The following is a 14,097-nucleotide window of genomic DNA, read 5'->3' on the forward strand; positions in this document are numbered from 1 at the left end:
ACTGCCCTGGGCTGGACCCCGGCCGGACCCTCGCTGGATACCGGGGTCCAGAAGGCCCCCGTCAACGCAAAGGGGAGAGCGAGCTTTCCAGCGCACTCTCCCCATCTTGCCTTCGGAATAGCATGGATTTGTTGCAGATGTCGAAGGGAAAAGTGTTGCAACACATTGGAGTCACTGCGCATTCAGGCGCGCAGCGATCTTGGTCAGCGCCAGCTGCCAGCGACGCCATGCGGTCGTGCGGTCGCAGCCGAGCTCACCGCTGATCTGCTTCCACGGCACGCGGGCCGCGCGCGACCAGACCAGCTTGCGCTCTGCTTCCTCGATCCAGAGCACCCAGTCGAAGGTCTGCTCGAGCCGAGTGATCGCGGCGGCCGAGGGCCAGACCCGCATCGGCTGCGGTTCCATCGCCGCGATCTCGCGGCTGGTCCGCACGATGTCGGGCCAGGTGTTGAAGTAGCCCTGCGCCTTCACCGGCGGCAGTTTGCGCAGGGTGCGGAACGCCTCCTCGAAATGATCGGCCACGCACTCGGCGGTCCATTCGCGATCAGCCATGGCGCACCTCCCGTTCGGAAGGGCGCGGGCCGTAGAGCTTCTCGCCCAGCTGGCGGACCAGTTCACGCTCGGGCCAGGTGAGGCGGTCGTCATCGGCGGAGACCGCGAGGACGCCCTGTTCCTGCCAGCCCTCGCGCTTGACCTGCTCGGGATCCCGGCGGCGGCCGCCGTAGCCGTGGGGGTGCCATCTCATGCGACGCCTCCCTTCGTCTCGATCGCCCAGAGCAGGATGGCGATGGCGTCGGCCTCGTTGTCGTCGGCCGGGCTGAAGCCGCGGGCGCGGACGGCGGCGACCATCGCGGCCTTGTCGGCGTTGCCCTTGCCCGAGGCGTGGCGCTTGATCGTGCCGACCGGTACGCCCTCGTAGGGCACGCCGCGCAGTTCCGCCCATGCGGTCAGCGTGGCCATGAGCCCGCCGTAGATGTGGCTCGCGTCGGTGCCCGCGTGGCGGCGGACTTCCTCGAACCAGATGGCAGCGACGGGCCCGGAGAGCCGGTCGATCTCGGTGAGCCAGTTGGTGAAGCGCAGGTAGCGCATGCCGCCGCCATCGAAGCGGCCGGGACGCAGCGAGACGGTGCCGCTGGTGATCAGACCGTCATGGCCGCGGATCGCCCAGCCGGTCGAAGTGCCGAGGTCGAGCGCGAGGATGCAAGGTAGCAGTCCGCCGCCGTCCTCCATCCGAACAGGAGGGTTGGTGACGGGTGTGACGGATGTGACGGATGGTTCCCTATCCGCTCCACAGGCGCGCACATGCGCGCGCGTAACGGTCTTATAGTTATGATCCGTCACATCCGTCACACTCTCTGATTTCATAGGCATTTTCCTATTCTCCCGAAAAAAGGTCAGAGTTGCTGTCATCGAGGGCGATGCCCCGGAATCCCTTCGCGGCGCGGGTGTTGTGACGCTCGAATCCCCGGACGATCAGGGCTTCCGAGAAGCGCTTGACCGAGCCTGCGAACTCGCCGTTCGCATCGGCCCACGCCTTCCAGTCGGCGAACATCGCGGAGGTGCTGGCGCTGAGGTGCAACCCGACAGAGCAGCGCTCGTCGATCCAGCGACCGATGGCGTCTTCCGCCTCGAAGTAGTCCTCTGTCGCGGCCATCACTGCGGGCGGTGGGCGCAGCCCTGTCCGCTGCCATTCGATGCAGCCCTCGAGCGCCCACGCGAGGATCCCGTCGCGTTCGGCCAGCAGCCTGTCCGCCAGGTGCTTGTCGCGCCGTGCGGGCGGGATGGTGACCGTGAACGGCACCATGTGCAGGCGACGCTTCATCGCCTCGTCGACGTTGCGGATGGAGGGCTTGTGGTTGCCGACGATCAGCAGCTTGAACTGCGGGATGAACTCGAAGAAATCCTGCCGCATGAAACGGGCCGTGATCTTGTCGCCGCCGGTCAGCGCCTTCAGCTTGCTCTCGGCCCAGCGGCTGCCCTGTTCGGTCTCGATGGACGTGACGATGCGTGCCCCGCGCAGCCCGGCCATGTCGGTCGGGTGGCGATCACCCTGCGTGGCCATGAACATGTCCATCGGCGCGACGGTGGCGTAGTCGCCAAGGATGGCGGTCAGGGTGTTGGCGAAGACGGATTTCCCGTTGGCGCCGGTGCCGTAGAGGAAGAACAGCGCGTGCTCGGTCGTGACGCCGGTCAGGCAGTAGCCCGCCATTCGCTGCAGGTAGGATTGCAGTTCGCCGTCCCCGCCCGTGACGGTTTCGAGAAAGACGAGCCAGACCGGACAGGCGTCGGCGACCGATGCCCCGGCAATGCGGGTCATGAAGAGGCCGGGGTCGTGGAGCAGCGAGGCGCCGCTGCGCAAATCGACCACGCCACCGGGCGTGTTCAACAGCCAGGGATCGCGATCCCACGGCTCGGTCGTGGTTGCATGGCGGCGGTCGGAACGGGCAAGCCGCTCCACAGCAGAGACGGTCGCGGCGCTTGAAAGCTTCGCCTTCAGTCGCGCAGACCCGGCGCGCGACGCCGCCTCGCGGCAGATCATCCGGGCCAGATCGAAGGCCTGCAGCGTCTCCTCGCGCCGCCAGAGCTTGCCCGACCAGGTCAGCCATTGCCCCCAGCCGGCGACGTAGCGCCATGTCTCGGCATGTCGGGCTGCGAAGATTGCGGCGAGCGCATCCTCGGTGAAGCGAACCGGCACTGGCCCATCATGCCCCCCGCCAGCAGGGCCGCCGCCATCGGGACCGTCATCCTCGTCATCGATCTCGCCGTTGCGTGCGGCGTCGCGTTTCCAGAGGCGTTCGGCTTCCTCGCGCAGCCGATCCTCCGGCCAGGGAGGGACAACGCGGGCCGTGTTGTAGGAGACGATTTCCTCCCACGCCTGTTCGCGCGGCACGTGGCCTTCGCGGGCACGGCGGATCCAGTAGCCGATCACGCGCGACAGCGCGTCGAACCGGGTGGTGCCATCCACGCCGCCTTCGCGGACCTGGCGGCCGAACAACTCGGTCACGCTGCCGCGCTCGGTGGCGGCCATGTTGAAGTCGAGCCCGTTCTCGCCTTCGAGCGGCGGCATCGCGATGATTGCCTCGAGCAGCTCGCCAAGGTCGTGATCGCGAGGATCGTGGTTCAGGATCTGCACCAGCCGCCGAAGACCCTGTTTGGCATGGATCGATCCCGCCACGCGGATCGGCTGGTGTGCGGACCGAAAGGAAGGGTCGCCGCCAACCTTCGCGGCGATCATGTGTCGGGCGCGGCAGACCGTGGCGATGTCTTCGCCTTCGGCGGGCTCGGTCAGACGCCAGTAGAGGTGCAGCTTGCGCTGGCCCACGGCGGTGACGCCCCCGGACGCGACCTCCAGCGTCGGGCATCCGAGATGCTGCACGAGATGGTCGCGCTTCGCACAAATGTCGCCATTGTCGAGATCGACGAGCACCACCTGCGTCTGCATGATGCTCTCGGCCCGTGCGTCGCCGGGAGCCGCGACCGTACCGGGCGCCACGAACAGGGCCATGCCGGCGTCGCTCGCCCATGTCGCCTGAAGCGCGAGTTTTGCGGCGAGCGTCGCGTCCGCTTCGATGAAGGGCACATGCGGCGGACCATCGCCCGCGCCTTTCTCGGCCAGCGCACGGACTGGCACCCAGCCATCGCAGTAGCCGAACACCACGTCGGCATAGATCGCGATCATTTCGGCGTCGGCCGCGACGTCGTCGGGTACGCTGGTATCGGATGGGACCGTCATGCCCAGCACCGTTCCCGCCACGCACAGAAGCGGCATTCGAAGTGATCGGGGTCGGCGGTGTGGCGGGGAAGAAGTTCACAGGCATCGCAGGCGCGCAGGATCGTCACCGCCTTGTCGCTGGCGGACTGCGCGAGTGCGGCATCGAACGGCACGAGTTCGTGCCAGATTTCGCAGGTGTCCTTGTTGATCGCCGTGAAGAACGCGGGCGCCTCGGTCAGGCCAAGATAGGCCTGATAGAGCGCGATCTGCGCGGCGTAGACCGGCTTGGCCTTCCCGACGCCGTGCTTCGCGATCTCGCGCCAGTTCTTGGCGTTGGCCGACTTGCACTCCCATAGCGCCGGAACCGTCATGCCGTTCGGCGCGGCGACGACCACCCCGTCGGCATGGCCCTGCACACGTCCGCCCACGACCGAAAAGCCGAACTGATCGCCATGGCGATTGCGCGTGCGAAGGTCGAACCCGGCCTTGCGCAGCCAGGCGATGGCCAGGTCCTCGAGAACGTGCCCGAGCGCGAAGATCCGCAGGGACTTGCCCGAGAACCCGGCGCCCGGGTCCTTCGGCGACTTCAGGTATTCGTATTGCAGCCTGCGCTGGCAGATGTCGCCCAGCCGGCTTCCCCCGAGATAGTCGCGCTGGGGACCTTCGGCCTGTTCCGCGACGAGGGCGGTGTCGATGCAGGCGTTCACGCCGTCCGCGAAACTGGGCGGCTTCTCCCGATGGTTGAAATCGAAACCGGCGTCCATCAGAACGGCACCTCCGGATCGGGCCGGGGCGCGCTCATCTGCATCGCCTCCTGGAAACCGTCGACGGCGGCCGTCGAGAGTGCGAGCGCCTGCGCCTCGGTGAGATCGGCGAACCGCGTGGTCCACCCGATCTCGGCCATCAGTTCGGCCATGTTGCGGAGGGCGGCGCGCAGGGCTGCCTGTTCGCGTTCGTCGGGATCGATCATGCGCCGACCCCGCTAGTGGGCGCTGGCATGCGGGAATGCGGGATGGCGCGGCGCGCCGGATAGATGCTGTTCATGGGAGAGCTCCAGATGCTCTCCTCACCTACCGGCGGGGGTCTCGGACTGTCGGATCGCGCTTAGGGAACCTTACGGGAACACAATCTTGTGGCGAGCGCGATTCCTTCCTAATCTTGCGAACCGACGACAATTTCAGGAGCAGCGAGGCCGATGCCAGCATTTAACCCGAGGATTTTCAGCAACCCGGATCGCCTCAAGCAGATCGCGCCCGCGCGACTGAAGGCATTTCTTGAGCCTTGGAAGGACTACTTTCAGTCCCGCAAACTCGACGTCGCCGCATGGTCGACAGATGACATGCCGCTCGAAGCCATCGCGGGTGTCCTGATGAATCCGGACGCGTCGGTGCCCGAGGACATGGTCAACGCGCTCTATTACGTGCACGAAACCGCGTCCCATGAGGCTATGGACGAACTGCTCGACCGTGCCGCAGCTGCCGGAATCGAGATCGACAAGGATCACGAGGTTTCGGTGGCCGATGTTTCGGTCCAGATCTGGCTTGCTCAACCCATGCTGCTGCAGCGCCAGCATGCCGAAACGGTGGCGTTTCAGCGTTCCAACTTCATGTATTTCGCCGGTTCCCGCCCAATGGGAAAGGCTGCCGAACTCCCGGTAATTACCGACGCCATCGCGAAGACCATGCAGGACCGGATGGACAACTGGTTCGAGGTGAAGCGCAGGGGGCGCAACAGTCGGATATTCGCGTTCCCGCGAGGCGAGAAGATCTGGCTGCTCGTGCGGCACGGCATGCCGATGCGCCGGGAAGGAAAGCACCAGGACGACGGTGAAAGCGGGATCGCGTTCTATCGGCCCCAACAACATGACGTGCTGATCTACGACAGCGTGACCGACGAGATCGGCGTGAACGCCGGGACGAAGGGCGAGCGGGAACTTTACCTCAGGACCTTTGGCGAGACGCTGTTCGGCAGCGAGGATTACTTCGATCGTTCCGAGCGCTACACACTCGATCCGCTGCGCGAACTGGGACCGGCCGCAATGGCGTATGGGGATATCGAGGGGATTGCCGGTGTGCGTTTCGTGGAGTTCGGTCGTCGTTGGCCGGGTAAGATCTCCGAGATGGAGATCCGCAAGTGCGAGGATCTGTTCAAGTCGTTTGACGAGAATTGGGAGAAACGGCTTTCTGGCGGCTCGTTCACGCATGCAACGTTCAAGTTCGCGTTCAAGGACAGCAAGAAGGAGCGGTCCGTGACGATCAGGCCCGCGAATATCGCGAGGTATGAACGGGACTCGGACGAAGAAGTCATCGAAGCTTGGCTGAAAGCGCGCGGGTTCTGGGCGATTCCGGCAGGGGCGGATGACGATGCGGATTTCGAAGTTCTGGAAAGCGCTTGATGCGCTGACCGATGCAGCGACAGACCGGCGCGAATGGGCCTGCCTGTTGGGCAATGAATTCGGCTGCGTGGTTGTCAACGAGCCCGGCTGTCCTCTGCCACTGGTGCGATCGACCGGAACGCCAGCGACAAGCATCGCCTGTCCTTCACCGGGCGGCGAGGGTTGCCCCCGCCAAGTCGTGCACCACGACGACGGCACCATCCGCGCTGTCTGTGGTGACAGCCCTAAGGCCTGCGCCGATCTCGACCTGAACAAGAACGACATCATGATCTACGGCCTCGACCGTGTCGGATTGGCGCGAAGCATTGCTGCCGCACTCGACCTGTCCAACCGGCCTGCAAGTTTCGACCGTCGACCGGTGTTCAGGATCGGCACACATGATGTGTTTGCAGGCCGAGGCTTTCCTGTTTTCCTGACGGTGCCGGGGCCGCTGGCACGCGAGGACGCGGCGCAATTTGACGAGGTGATCACCCACCCGGGTCCCAAACTGCTGCTTGCCCCGACCTTGTCCTCAATCCCCGCGCAACTTGCCACCGCTCTGGATCGCGAAGGCGTCGTGCGCATGGGACTTGAGGATCTGGTCGACCTTGACGACCGCGGGCATTTCCAGCTCTGCCAGCCATCGACCGTAGTGTTCGCCGATCTCCGCGGACAGATTACGGGCGGGATGGATCACGCAGTGTCCAATCTGGCGTGGGCGCTGCCGACAGACGCGCGATGGGAAGAGATCGGAATCCGCTTCGTCGCCGATGAAGTCGTCAACGTGAGTTTCCGGGGCGAAACCCGGAGGTTCGAGCCCGATGGTCTCGGGCTGAAGAGCGCCAAGGACGGCAAGCCCAAAGCGGCGTGGACCTACCTGAAGGCGTTCGCGATGCAGGGCGGCAGGCTCCCCGTCCATCATGCCAAGAGCGCCGAGACCTCAAGGCACCAGAAGCAGAAGCAGGCGCTGTCCAAGGCGCTGCGTGCCGCCTTCGGGATCGCCGACGATCCGCTGCCCACGGTCGGGGCCGAGTATGTCGCCCGTTTCGTGACGAACGCCGACGATCTCCAGCAGGGCAAGCTGGGTCAGTCCCGACGAAAATTCGCTGACTGACCTCAAGAATTCCTTCAAGAACGTTCGCCTCTCAAGCCGCTGAAATCCAACCGGGTTTCAGCGGTTTCTCTTTGTGCTGAGCCCGCCAAGGCCGCCGCTCCAACGAATTTTCGCCGGTCCCGGTCACTCGGGCCGCGTGCCCGTCCACCTGGACGAAGGCGAAACTTCATGGAGCGTTTCCACCCCATTTGCGACGCGCGCTCGCGCGTCTCCCGCAACATCACCATCCGGGCCGAACGGCTGGCGCGGTCGGGCTTGGTCCCCGGCATGGACGCCGAGGACATGAAGCAGGACCTGCGTCTGCACCTCTATCGCCGGGACGACAGGTTCGACCCCTCACGCGGTCAGTACGACACGTTCGCAGACCGCGTTCTGGCGAACCGCATCGCGACGCTGGCCGCGCCGACCGAACGCCTGCGGGCAGAGCGGGCGTGGATCGACTTCGATACCCCGTCTGAGGGTCGCGGCGCCGACGAAATGCTGCCGCTCGCGGAGACCCTGCCTGACAGCGCGATGCCGCACGCCGCCGTCGCGCGTGCGCCGGACGAGGCATTTGGGCTCGTCCGCGATGTCCGCCGCCTTCTCGCGGGTCTGACACCGACCTGCAGGGATGTCGCGCTGGCGCTGATCGACATGTCGCCGACAGAAGCGGCCGAGGCCCTCGGGATCCACCGCAGCACCGTCTACGCCCGGCTCGCCACGATCCGCAGGGCCGCCGAGGCGCTTGATCTCGCGGCATATCTCGGCGCCGCCCCGACAGTCTCGGAGGCCCGCCGGTAGGTGACAACAGGACCGGCGATGACCCGGTCCGCGAGTTTCATGCCGGGCCCTCGGAGGAATGCAACACCCCCACGTGGGGAAACACTCCGACCGCAAGCTCCAGGGCGGCGTCAGGCCCGGCAGCAGTCTTCCCGACGATCCCTGGACACCAATCGACGAAAACACGGAGCATCACCATGTTCACGACTTCCCCCTTGAAACGCCTGCGCCAGTCGAGCTGGATGGAGGCGATCCCCGACACGATCAACGTTCCGGCCCTGTCCGACAAGCCGACCCGCGCGGTGCCGATCGAGCGCGCCACTGTGGACGACATCGAGTTCGCGCTCGTCGCACTGGCGCGGCAGCAATCCGAGCTCTACCGGCTGACGAGTGCGCTTGGCGACGTGCTGAAGATGGCGCGCCGCCAGGGCGCCTTTGGCGCGGACATCGCCATTTCGGCAGCCGCGCGGGATCTGGAGGGCGGCAAGTGAGCGCCCCCTTCGGCGGCGGGCCGCTCCGCATCATCACGGCCGACGAACGCCTGCGCGAGGCGCGCGGCATCAAGGGGGTGCTCACGGGCACCTCCGGCATCGGCAAGACCACGCAGCTGCTGACCCTCGATCAGCAGCGGACGCTCTTCCTGAACCTCGAGGCGGGCGAGCTGGCCGTGCAGGGCTGGCCCGGCGATGAGATCCGCATCCGCGACTGGGACGTCGCCCGCGATCTCGCCGCCTGGATCGGCGGCGCCAACCCGGCCATGCGGGACGACCAGTCCTATGGGCCCGGGCACTTCGCGCGCGTCTGCGCGGCCTTCGGTCCCGCAAGCCAGCTCGACAAGTACGACACCGTATTCGTCGACAGCATCTCCGTCGCCTCGCGCATCTGTTTGCAGTGGTGCAAGGGCCAATCCCAGGCCCAGTCCGACCGCACCGGCAAGCCCGATCTCCGAGCGACCTACGGGTTGCTCGGCCAGGAGATGATCGGCTGGCTGACGCATCTGCAGCACACGCCCGCCAAGAACATCTGGCTGGTCGGTCTTCTCGACCGCAAGCTCGACGACTTCGGCAAGCCCTTCTTCTCGATGCAGATCGAGGGCTCGAAGACCGGCCTCGAACTGCCCGGCATCGTCGACGAAGTCGTCACCCTGACCGAACTGCGCCCCGAGAAGGGTGACCCGTTCAGGGCATTCATCTGCACCACCATCAACGATTTCGGCCTTCCCGCGAAGGACCGCAGCGGCCGCTTGTCGATGATCGAGCCCGCTCATCTCGGGCGGCTCATGGCGAAGATCCGTGGCCCGCGCCCCGATGGCGTTGCCCGCCTGAACTTCGATCTGCCCGCGGCCGCCACCGCACCCAATCCCCCGACGACGAAAGGAGCATGACAATGGCGAGCGACATGGATTTCAACGGCGCGGACACGCAGGACGCCGCCTTCGACCTCATCCCGGCCAACACGCTGGTCAAGGTGTGCCTCACCGTCCGCCCCGGCGGTGCGGGCCCCGAAGGCTGGCTCACCCAGAGCAAGACGAGCCCAGCCCTCTATCTCAACACCGAGGCAGTCGTGATGGAGGGGCCGTTCGCGCGGCGTCGCATCTACACGCGCATCGGCTTTCGCGGCAAGGCTGCGGGCGGTCCCGGCGACGACACCTACGGCAACCGCGGGCGCGCCATGATCCGCGGCATCCTCGAATCCGCCCGCGGTGTGCGTGCCGATGACCAGTCGAACGCTGCCCGCGCCGCGCGGATGATCCGCAGCCTCGGCGAGTTGAGCGGGCTGGAGTTCGTGGCGCGCATCGGCATCGAGCGCGACAAGGACAAGCCCGACGACACCGGGCGCAACGTCATCAAGGCCGCGCTCGGTGCCGACCATGCCGAATACGCTCGGGTGATGGGCAGCGTACCCCAGCCACCGCAGCAGGGTCAGTTCACCGCCTCGGGTCCGCAGCTTGCGGACAACGGCATGGGTCAGTCGGGCGCGCCGTCCTCCGGCTCCGCGCCCTTCTGGGCACGTTGAGGAGGACGGCCATGATTCCGCGCGACTATCAAAGGGCGGCGGTCGATGCCGCCCGCGACCGCACCGCCGCACATGGTAACACCATGCTGGTGCTGCCCACCGGGGCGGGAAAGACGGCCATCGCCGGTTTCTACATCGGCGAGGAGCTGGAGCACCGCAGACACGACCGCGTCCTGGTGCTGCAGCACACCGACGAGTTGATCGAACAGAACCGCAGCGCCATCGGCACAGTCACCGGAATGCCGACCTCGGTGGTCAAGGCCGAGCAGGACGATTGGGACGGCCGCATCGTCTTCGGCAGCGTCCAGACCCTGGCGCGCGCCAACCGGCGCGAGCGGATGGCGCCGGTCTCGCATCTCGTCATCGACGAATGCCACCGCTCCGCGGCGCAAAGCTATCAGTCCATCATCGACGAGGCCCGGGCGCTCAATCCGGAGATCAAGCTGCTCGGGCTCTCGGCCACGCCGGGTCGCGGCGATGGCCGCAGCCTGCGCCGCACCTTCAGCAATGTCGGCTATCACCTCAAGATCGGCACGCTGATCGGTCGCGGTCTCCTGGTGCCACCGCACACCTACACCATTGATCTCGGCGTCGAGGACGAACTGGCCGGGCTGGGCGCCACTGCGGGCGATTTCGACATGCGCGCGGCAGACAAGGTGCTGAACCGCTCGGTGCTGAACGAGGCCGTCGTCGAACACTGGCAGGCGAAGGCGGCAGACCGGCGCACCATCTTCTTCTGTGCGACGGTCGACCATGCCGATGCGGTTGCCGAGGCATTTCGCACGGCCGGCGTCACGGCCGAGACGATCTCGGGCGAGATGCCATCGCGGACGCGGGCCGACCTCATCGCCCGGTTCGACCGGGGCGAGGTGCAGGTGCTGACGAACTGCATGGTCCTGACCGAAGGTTTCGACAGCCAGCCCGTCGGCTGCATCGGCATCCTGCGCCCCATGCTGCACAAGGGCACCTTCATCCAAGCAGTCGGTCGCGGCCTGCGCCGGGTCGATCCCGCGCGTTTCCCAGGCATCGTGAAAACCGACTGCGTCGTGCTCGACTTCGCGGGCGCGGCGCTCCGGCACGGGTCGCTCGAACAGGAGATCACCCTCGACGAGGACGATCCTGAGCCGGGCCAGGCCCCGTGGAAACTGTGCCCGACCTGTGAGGCCGAACTGCCGCTTGGCGCATCGATCTGTGATTTCTGCGGTCATGTCTTCACGCGGGAACGTGCAGAGGCCCGCCTGCTGACCGCCTTCGACATGATGGAGATCGACCTGCTGGAGCGGTCCCCGTTCGCCTGGTGCGACCTGCATGGCGACGGCCAGGCGATGATGGCGAGTGGGTTCAATGGCTGGGCCGGGGTGTTCCATGATGGAACGCTCTGGCACGCGCTCGGACAGCCGAAAGGCAGGGCGATCCGACCGCTCGCCATCGGCACCCGGGTGCAGGCGCTCGCCGCCGCAGACGATTTCCTGCGCGCCACCGAGACGGGGACCGCCTCGATCAAGAGCCGTCGCTGGCTGAACGACCCGGCGACGATGAAGCAGATGGACCTGCTGCAGCGCGCGGGGCACGAGACCAACGGGCTGGATTTCGGCCTGTCGAAGTACGCCGCCAACTGCCACCTGAACTTCCGCTGGAATCGCGGCGCGATAACCGCCGCCGTTCTTGGCCGTGCGGAGCGATCGGCCGCATGAAACGCCCCAATCCGCTCCCGGCCGACCAGATGACGCCCGCAGAGCGCCGCGCCGAGCTGTGCGGCCTGCTGGCGCTCGGGCTGGTTCGGTTGCGGATGCGGGATGGGGGCGAAGTATCTGACGATACTGGAGAATGTTGCCTACACTATCCGCCCGACCAATGCCGTCATGCAACTCCAACTCAACGGAGAAATGCATGAACAAGCCCGACCCCATCCCCGCGCGCCTGGTCGCGCTGAAGACAACGCCGACGCCCGACCTGAAGAAACAGTGGCGCGAGCTCTTCGACAGCGACCCGCCGCCGTTCAACCGCCGCTACCTTGAGTCCCGCCTGGCCTACCGCATCCAGGAACTGGCCTATGGCGGGCTGAAGCCGGAGACGATCCGGCGGCTGGAACGGCTGGGCGAGGAACTGGACGGCGGCGACAAGAGGAAGCGCGGCATCCGCGCTGACCGCGACCGCCCGATCACCGGGACGCGCCTCCTGCGCGAGTGGCAGGGCGTCGAACAGATCGTCACTGTCACCGCCGACGGGTTCGAATGGCAGGGGCGGCCCTACAAGTCGCTGTCTGCCGTCGCCCGCGCTATCACCGGCGCACATTGGAACGGCTGGGTCTTCTTCGGGCTCAAGAACCACAGGGGGCGGACATGACGAAGCCGCCCGAAAAATCGAAGGTCATCCGCAAGCTGCGGTGTGCCGTCTACACCCGGAAATCCTCCGAGGAAGGACTGGAGCAGGAGTTCAACAGCCTCCACGCTCAGCGGGAGGCTTGCGAATCCTACATCGCCAGTCAGCGGTCCGAGGGCTGGGTGCTGGTCCGTGATCAGTATGACGACGGCGGCATCTCCGGTGGCACGCTGGAGCGGCCCGGTCTGCAGCGGCTGCTGGAGGACATCGAGGACGGGCTGGTCGACGTGGTCGTGGTCTACAAGATCGACCGCCTCAGCCGCTCGCTCGCCGACTTCGCCAAGCTGGTCGAGGTGTTCGACCGGAACGGCGTGACGTTCGTCTCGGTCACACAGTCGTTCAACACCACCACCTCCATGGGGCGGCTGACGCTGAACATCCTGCTCTCGTTCGCTCAGTTCGAACGCGAGGTGACGGCTGAACGCATCCGCGACAAGGTCGCCGCCAGCCGGAAAAAGGGTATGTGGATGGGCGGGGTGCCGCCCTACGGCTACCGCGTCGAGAACCGCAAGCTGGTGATCGACGAAGAAGGCGCCGCGCATGTCCGCTGGATCTTCGCCCGCTTCCTCGAGATCGGGTCCTGCACGGAACTGGCGCGGGAGGTTGGCACGCGGGGACTTCGGACGCCCCGCGGCAACCGGATCGACAAGAAATACATCTATCGCATGCTGAGCAACCGCGCCTACATCGGCGAGGCGGTCCACAAGGGCGACAGCTATCCCGGCGAGCACGACGCGATCATCGACCGCGAGACGTGGGACCGCGTCCACGCCATCTTGCAGGAAAGCCCGCGCAAGCGTGCCGCGCGCACCCGCGCCGACACGCCCGCGCTGCTGAAGGGGCTGCTGTTCGGTCCCGATGGCGCCGCCTTCTCGCCAACGCACACCCGCAAGGGCGACAGGCTCTACCGCTACTATGTCAGCCAGACGGTGCTGAAGCATGGTGCGGGGGCATGTCCAGTGGGCCGCGTGCCCGCGGGCGAAATCGAAGCCGCCGTCATAGACCAGCTGCGCACCGTGTTCCGCCATCCGGAGATCGTGGCGGGCACGTGGAAGGCCGCCTGCGCCCATGCCGCCGACATTACTGAGGCCGAGGCTCGCGTAGCCCTGCAGCAGATCGACCCGCTGTGGGAGGAACTCTTCCCCGCCGAGCAGGCGCGCATCGTGGCGATGATGGTTGAGCGCGTGCACATCGGCATGGAAGGGTTGAACGTCCGGCTGCGCGTTGATGGCCTCAGCGGACTCGCGCGCGAAATGCTGGCTGGCAGTATCGGAGAGGCCGCATGAGCCGTGGGTCGCCGATCCTCGAGACTGTGACGCTCCACGTCCCGTTCCGCGTTGTGAAGCGCGGTGGGCGGAAGGAGATGCAACTGCCAAAGGGGGCCGTGCAACCGCAGCGGATGGACAACACGCTGGTCAAGGCGCTAGCCCGCGCCTTCCGCTGGAAGCGGATGCTCGACTCGGGAGAGTTCGCCACCATCGCCGAACTAGCCGAGCGCGAGGGAATCGCGCCCTCTTACATGACCCGCGTACTGCGCCTGACGCAGCTTGAGCCTGCCATCATCGAGGCCGTTCTCGAAGGACGGCAGGGCGGTGACGTCACGCTCGCCCGACTGATGGAGCCGTTCCCACTGAGCTGGAGCGATCAAAAAGACACCTTCTCCGGTCCTTGAACACCGCGCTTCTGACATCCCCCGCAAACGCCACTATTGCTTCATTGGGCCAAATTGGCCAAAAGTGG

At 66.2% G+C, this 14,097-nt stretch carries 16 protein-coding genes; 10 read left to right on the forward strand and 6 right to left on the reverse strand.

The window, feature by feature from the left end; translation table 11 throughout:
• Positions 1–171: 171 nt before the first annotated feature.
• The 6 genes from DR046_RS03045 to DR046_RS03070 form a co-directional block, all read right to left on the reverse strand.
• On the reverse strand, positions 172–552 hold the full coding sequence (locus tag DR046_RS03045; RefSeq protein ID WP_100929097.1) for a DUF6362 family protein: 381 nt from the start codon (positions 550–552) through the stop codon (positions 172–174).
• Positions 545–745, reverse strand: a complete 201-nt coding sequence (locus DR046_RS03050; protein ID WP_115379862.1) for a hypothetical protein — start codon at positions 743–745, stop codon at positions 545–547. Before DR046_RS03050 ends, DR046_RS03045 begins: the two co-directional genes overlap by 8 nt.
• Positions 742–1,230, reverse strand: coding sequence for a hypothetical protein (locus DR046_RS03055; protein ID WP_115379864.1), 489 nt, complete (start codon positions 1,228–1,230; stop codon positions 742–744). The genes DR046_RS03050 and DR046_RS03055 overlap by 4 nt, the downstream gene beginning before the upstream one ends.
• A 145-nt stretch (positions 1,231–1,375) precedes the next feature.
• Positions 1,376–3,769, reverse strand: coding sequence for a phage/plasmid primase, P4 family (locus tag DR046_RS03060; RefSeq protein WP_209313542.1), 2,394 nt, complete (start codon positions 3,767–3,769; stop codon positions 1,376–1,378).
• Positions 3,730–4,476, reverse strand: coding sequence for a hypothetical protein (locus DR046_RS03065; RefSeq protein ID WP_115379866.1), 747 nt, complete (start codon positions 4,474–4,476; stop codon positions 3,730–3,732). The genes DR046_RS03060 and DR046_RS03065 overlap by 40 nt, the downstream gene beginning before the upstream one ends.
• Positions 4,476–4,682, reverse strand: a complete 207-nt coding sequence (locus DR046_RS03070; RefSeq protein ID WP_115379868.1) for a DUF6511 domain-containing protein — start codon at positions 4,680–4,682, stop codon at positions 4,476–4,478. The genes DR046_RS03065 and DR046_RS03070 overlap by 1 nt, the downstream gene beginning before the upstream one ends.
• 225 nt (positions 4,683–4,907) lie before the next feature.
• On the opposite strand from DR046_RS03070, the gene DR046_RS03075 reads away from it, so the two are divergent.
• The 10 genes from DR046_RS03075 (at position 4,908) to DR046_RS03120 (ending at position 14,029) form a co-directional block, all read left to right on the forward strand.
• Complete coding sequence (locus tag DR046_RS03075) at positions 4,908–6,107, forward strand: hypothetical protein (RefSeq protein ID WP_135227246.1); 1,200 nt, start codon at positions 4,908–4,910, stop codon at positions 6,105–6,107.
• On the forward strand, positions 6,076–7,200 hold the full coding sequence (locus DR046_RS23200; protein ID WP_135227247.1) for a hypothetical protein: 1,125 nt from the start codon (positions 6,076–6,078) through the stop codon (positions 7,198–7,200). The genes DR046_RS03075 and DR046_RS23200 overlap by 32 nt, the downstream gene beginning before the upstream one ends.
• Positions 7,201–7,467: 267 nt before the next feature.
• The gene (locus DR046_RS03085; RefSeq protein ID WP_167766851.1) at positions 7,468–7,980 is read left to right on the forward strand and encodes a helix-turn-helix domain-containing protein; all 513 of its coding nucleotides are present in this window, start codon (positions 7,468–7,470) and stop codon (positions 7,978–7,980) included.
• A 176-nt stretch (positions 7,981–8,156) separates the two neighbouring features.
• Complete coding sequence (locus tag DR046_RS24080) at positions 8,157–8,450, forward strand: hypothetical protein (protein ID WP_245190789.1); 294 nt, start codon at positions 8,157–8,159, stop codon at positions 8,448–8,450.
• On the forward strand, positions 8,447–9,343 hold the full coding sequence (locus tag DR046_RS03090) for an ATP-binding protein (protein WP_245190790.1): 897 nt from the start codon (positions 8,447–8,449) through the stop codon (positions 9,341–9,343). The genes DR046_RS24080 and DR046_RS03090 overlap by 4 nt, the downstream gene beginning before the upstream one ends.
• A 2-nt stretch (positions 9,344–9,345) precedes the next feature.
• Positions 9,346–9,975 (forward strand): hypothetical protein, encoded by a 630-nt coding sequence (locus tag DR046_RS03095; RefSeq protein WP_115379878.1) that lies wholly within the window; start codon positions 9,346–9,348, stop codon positions 9,973–9,975.
• A gap of 11 nt (positions 9,976–9,986) precedes the next feature.
• Entirely contained in the window at positions 9,987–11,669 is a 1,683-nt protein-coding gene (locus DR046_RS03100; protein WP_115379880.1) for a DEAD/DEAH box helicase, read from the forward strand.
• A gap of 196 nt (positions 11,670–11,865) precedes the next feature.
• Positions 11,866–12,321 (forward strand): DUF2924 domain-containing protein, encoded by a 456-nt coding sequence (locus DR046_RS03110; protein ID WP_115379884.1) that lies wholly within the window; start codon positions 11,866–11,868, stop codon positions 12,319–12,321.
• Positions 12,318–13,643 (forward strand): recombinase family protein, encoded by a 1,326-nt coding sequence (locus DR046_RS03115; RefSeq protein WP_115379885.1) that lies wholly within the window; start codon positions 12,318–12,320, stop codon positions 13,641–13,643. Before DR046_RS03110 ends, DR046_RS03115 begins: the two co-directional genes overlap by 4 nt.
• Complete coding sequence (locus DR046_RS03120; protein ID WP_115379887.1) at positions 13,640–14,029, forward strand: hypothetical protein; 390 nt, start codon at positions 13,640–13,642, stop codon at positions 14,027–14,029. The genes DR046_RS03115 and DR046_RS03120 overlap by 4 nt, the downstream gene beginning before the upstream one ends.
• Positions 14,030–14,097: the final 68 nt, after the last annotated feature.

Source organism: Jannaschia formosa, from assembly GCF_003340555.1.
GTDB lineage: Bacteria > Pseudomonadota > Alphaproteobacteria > Rhodobacterales > Rhodobacteraceae > Jannaschia > Jannaschia formosa.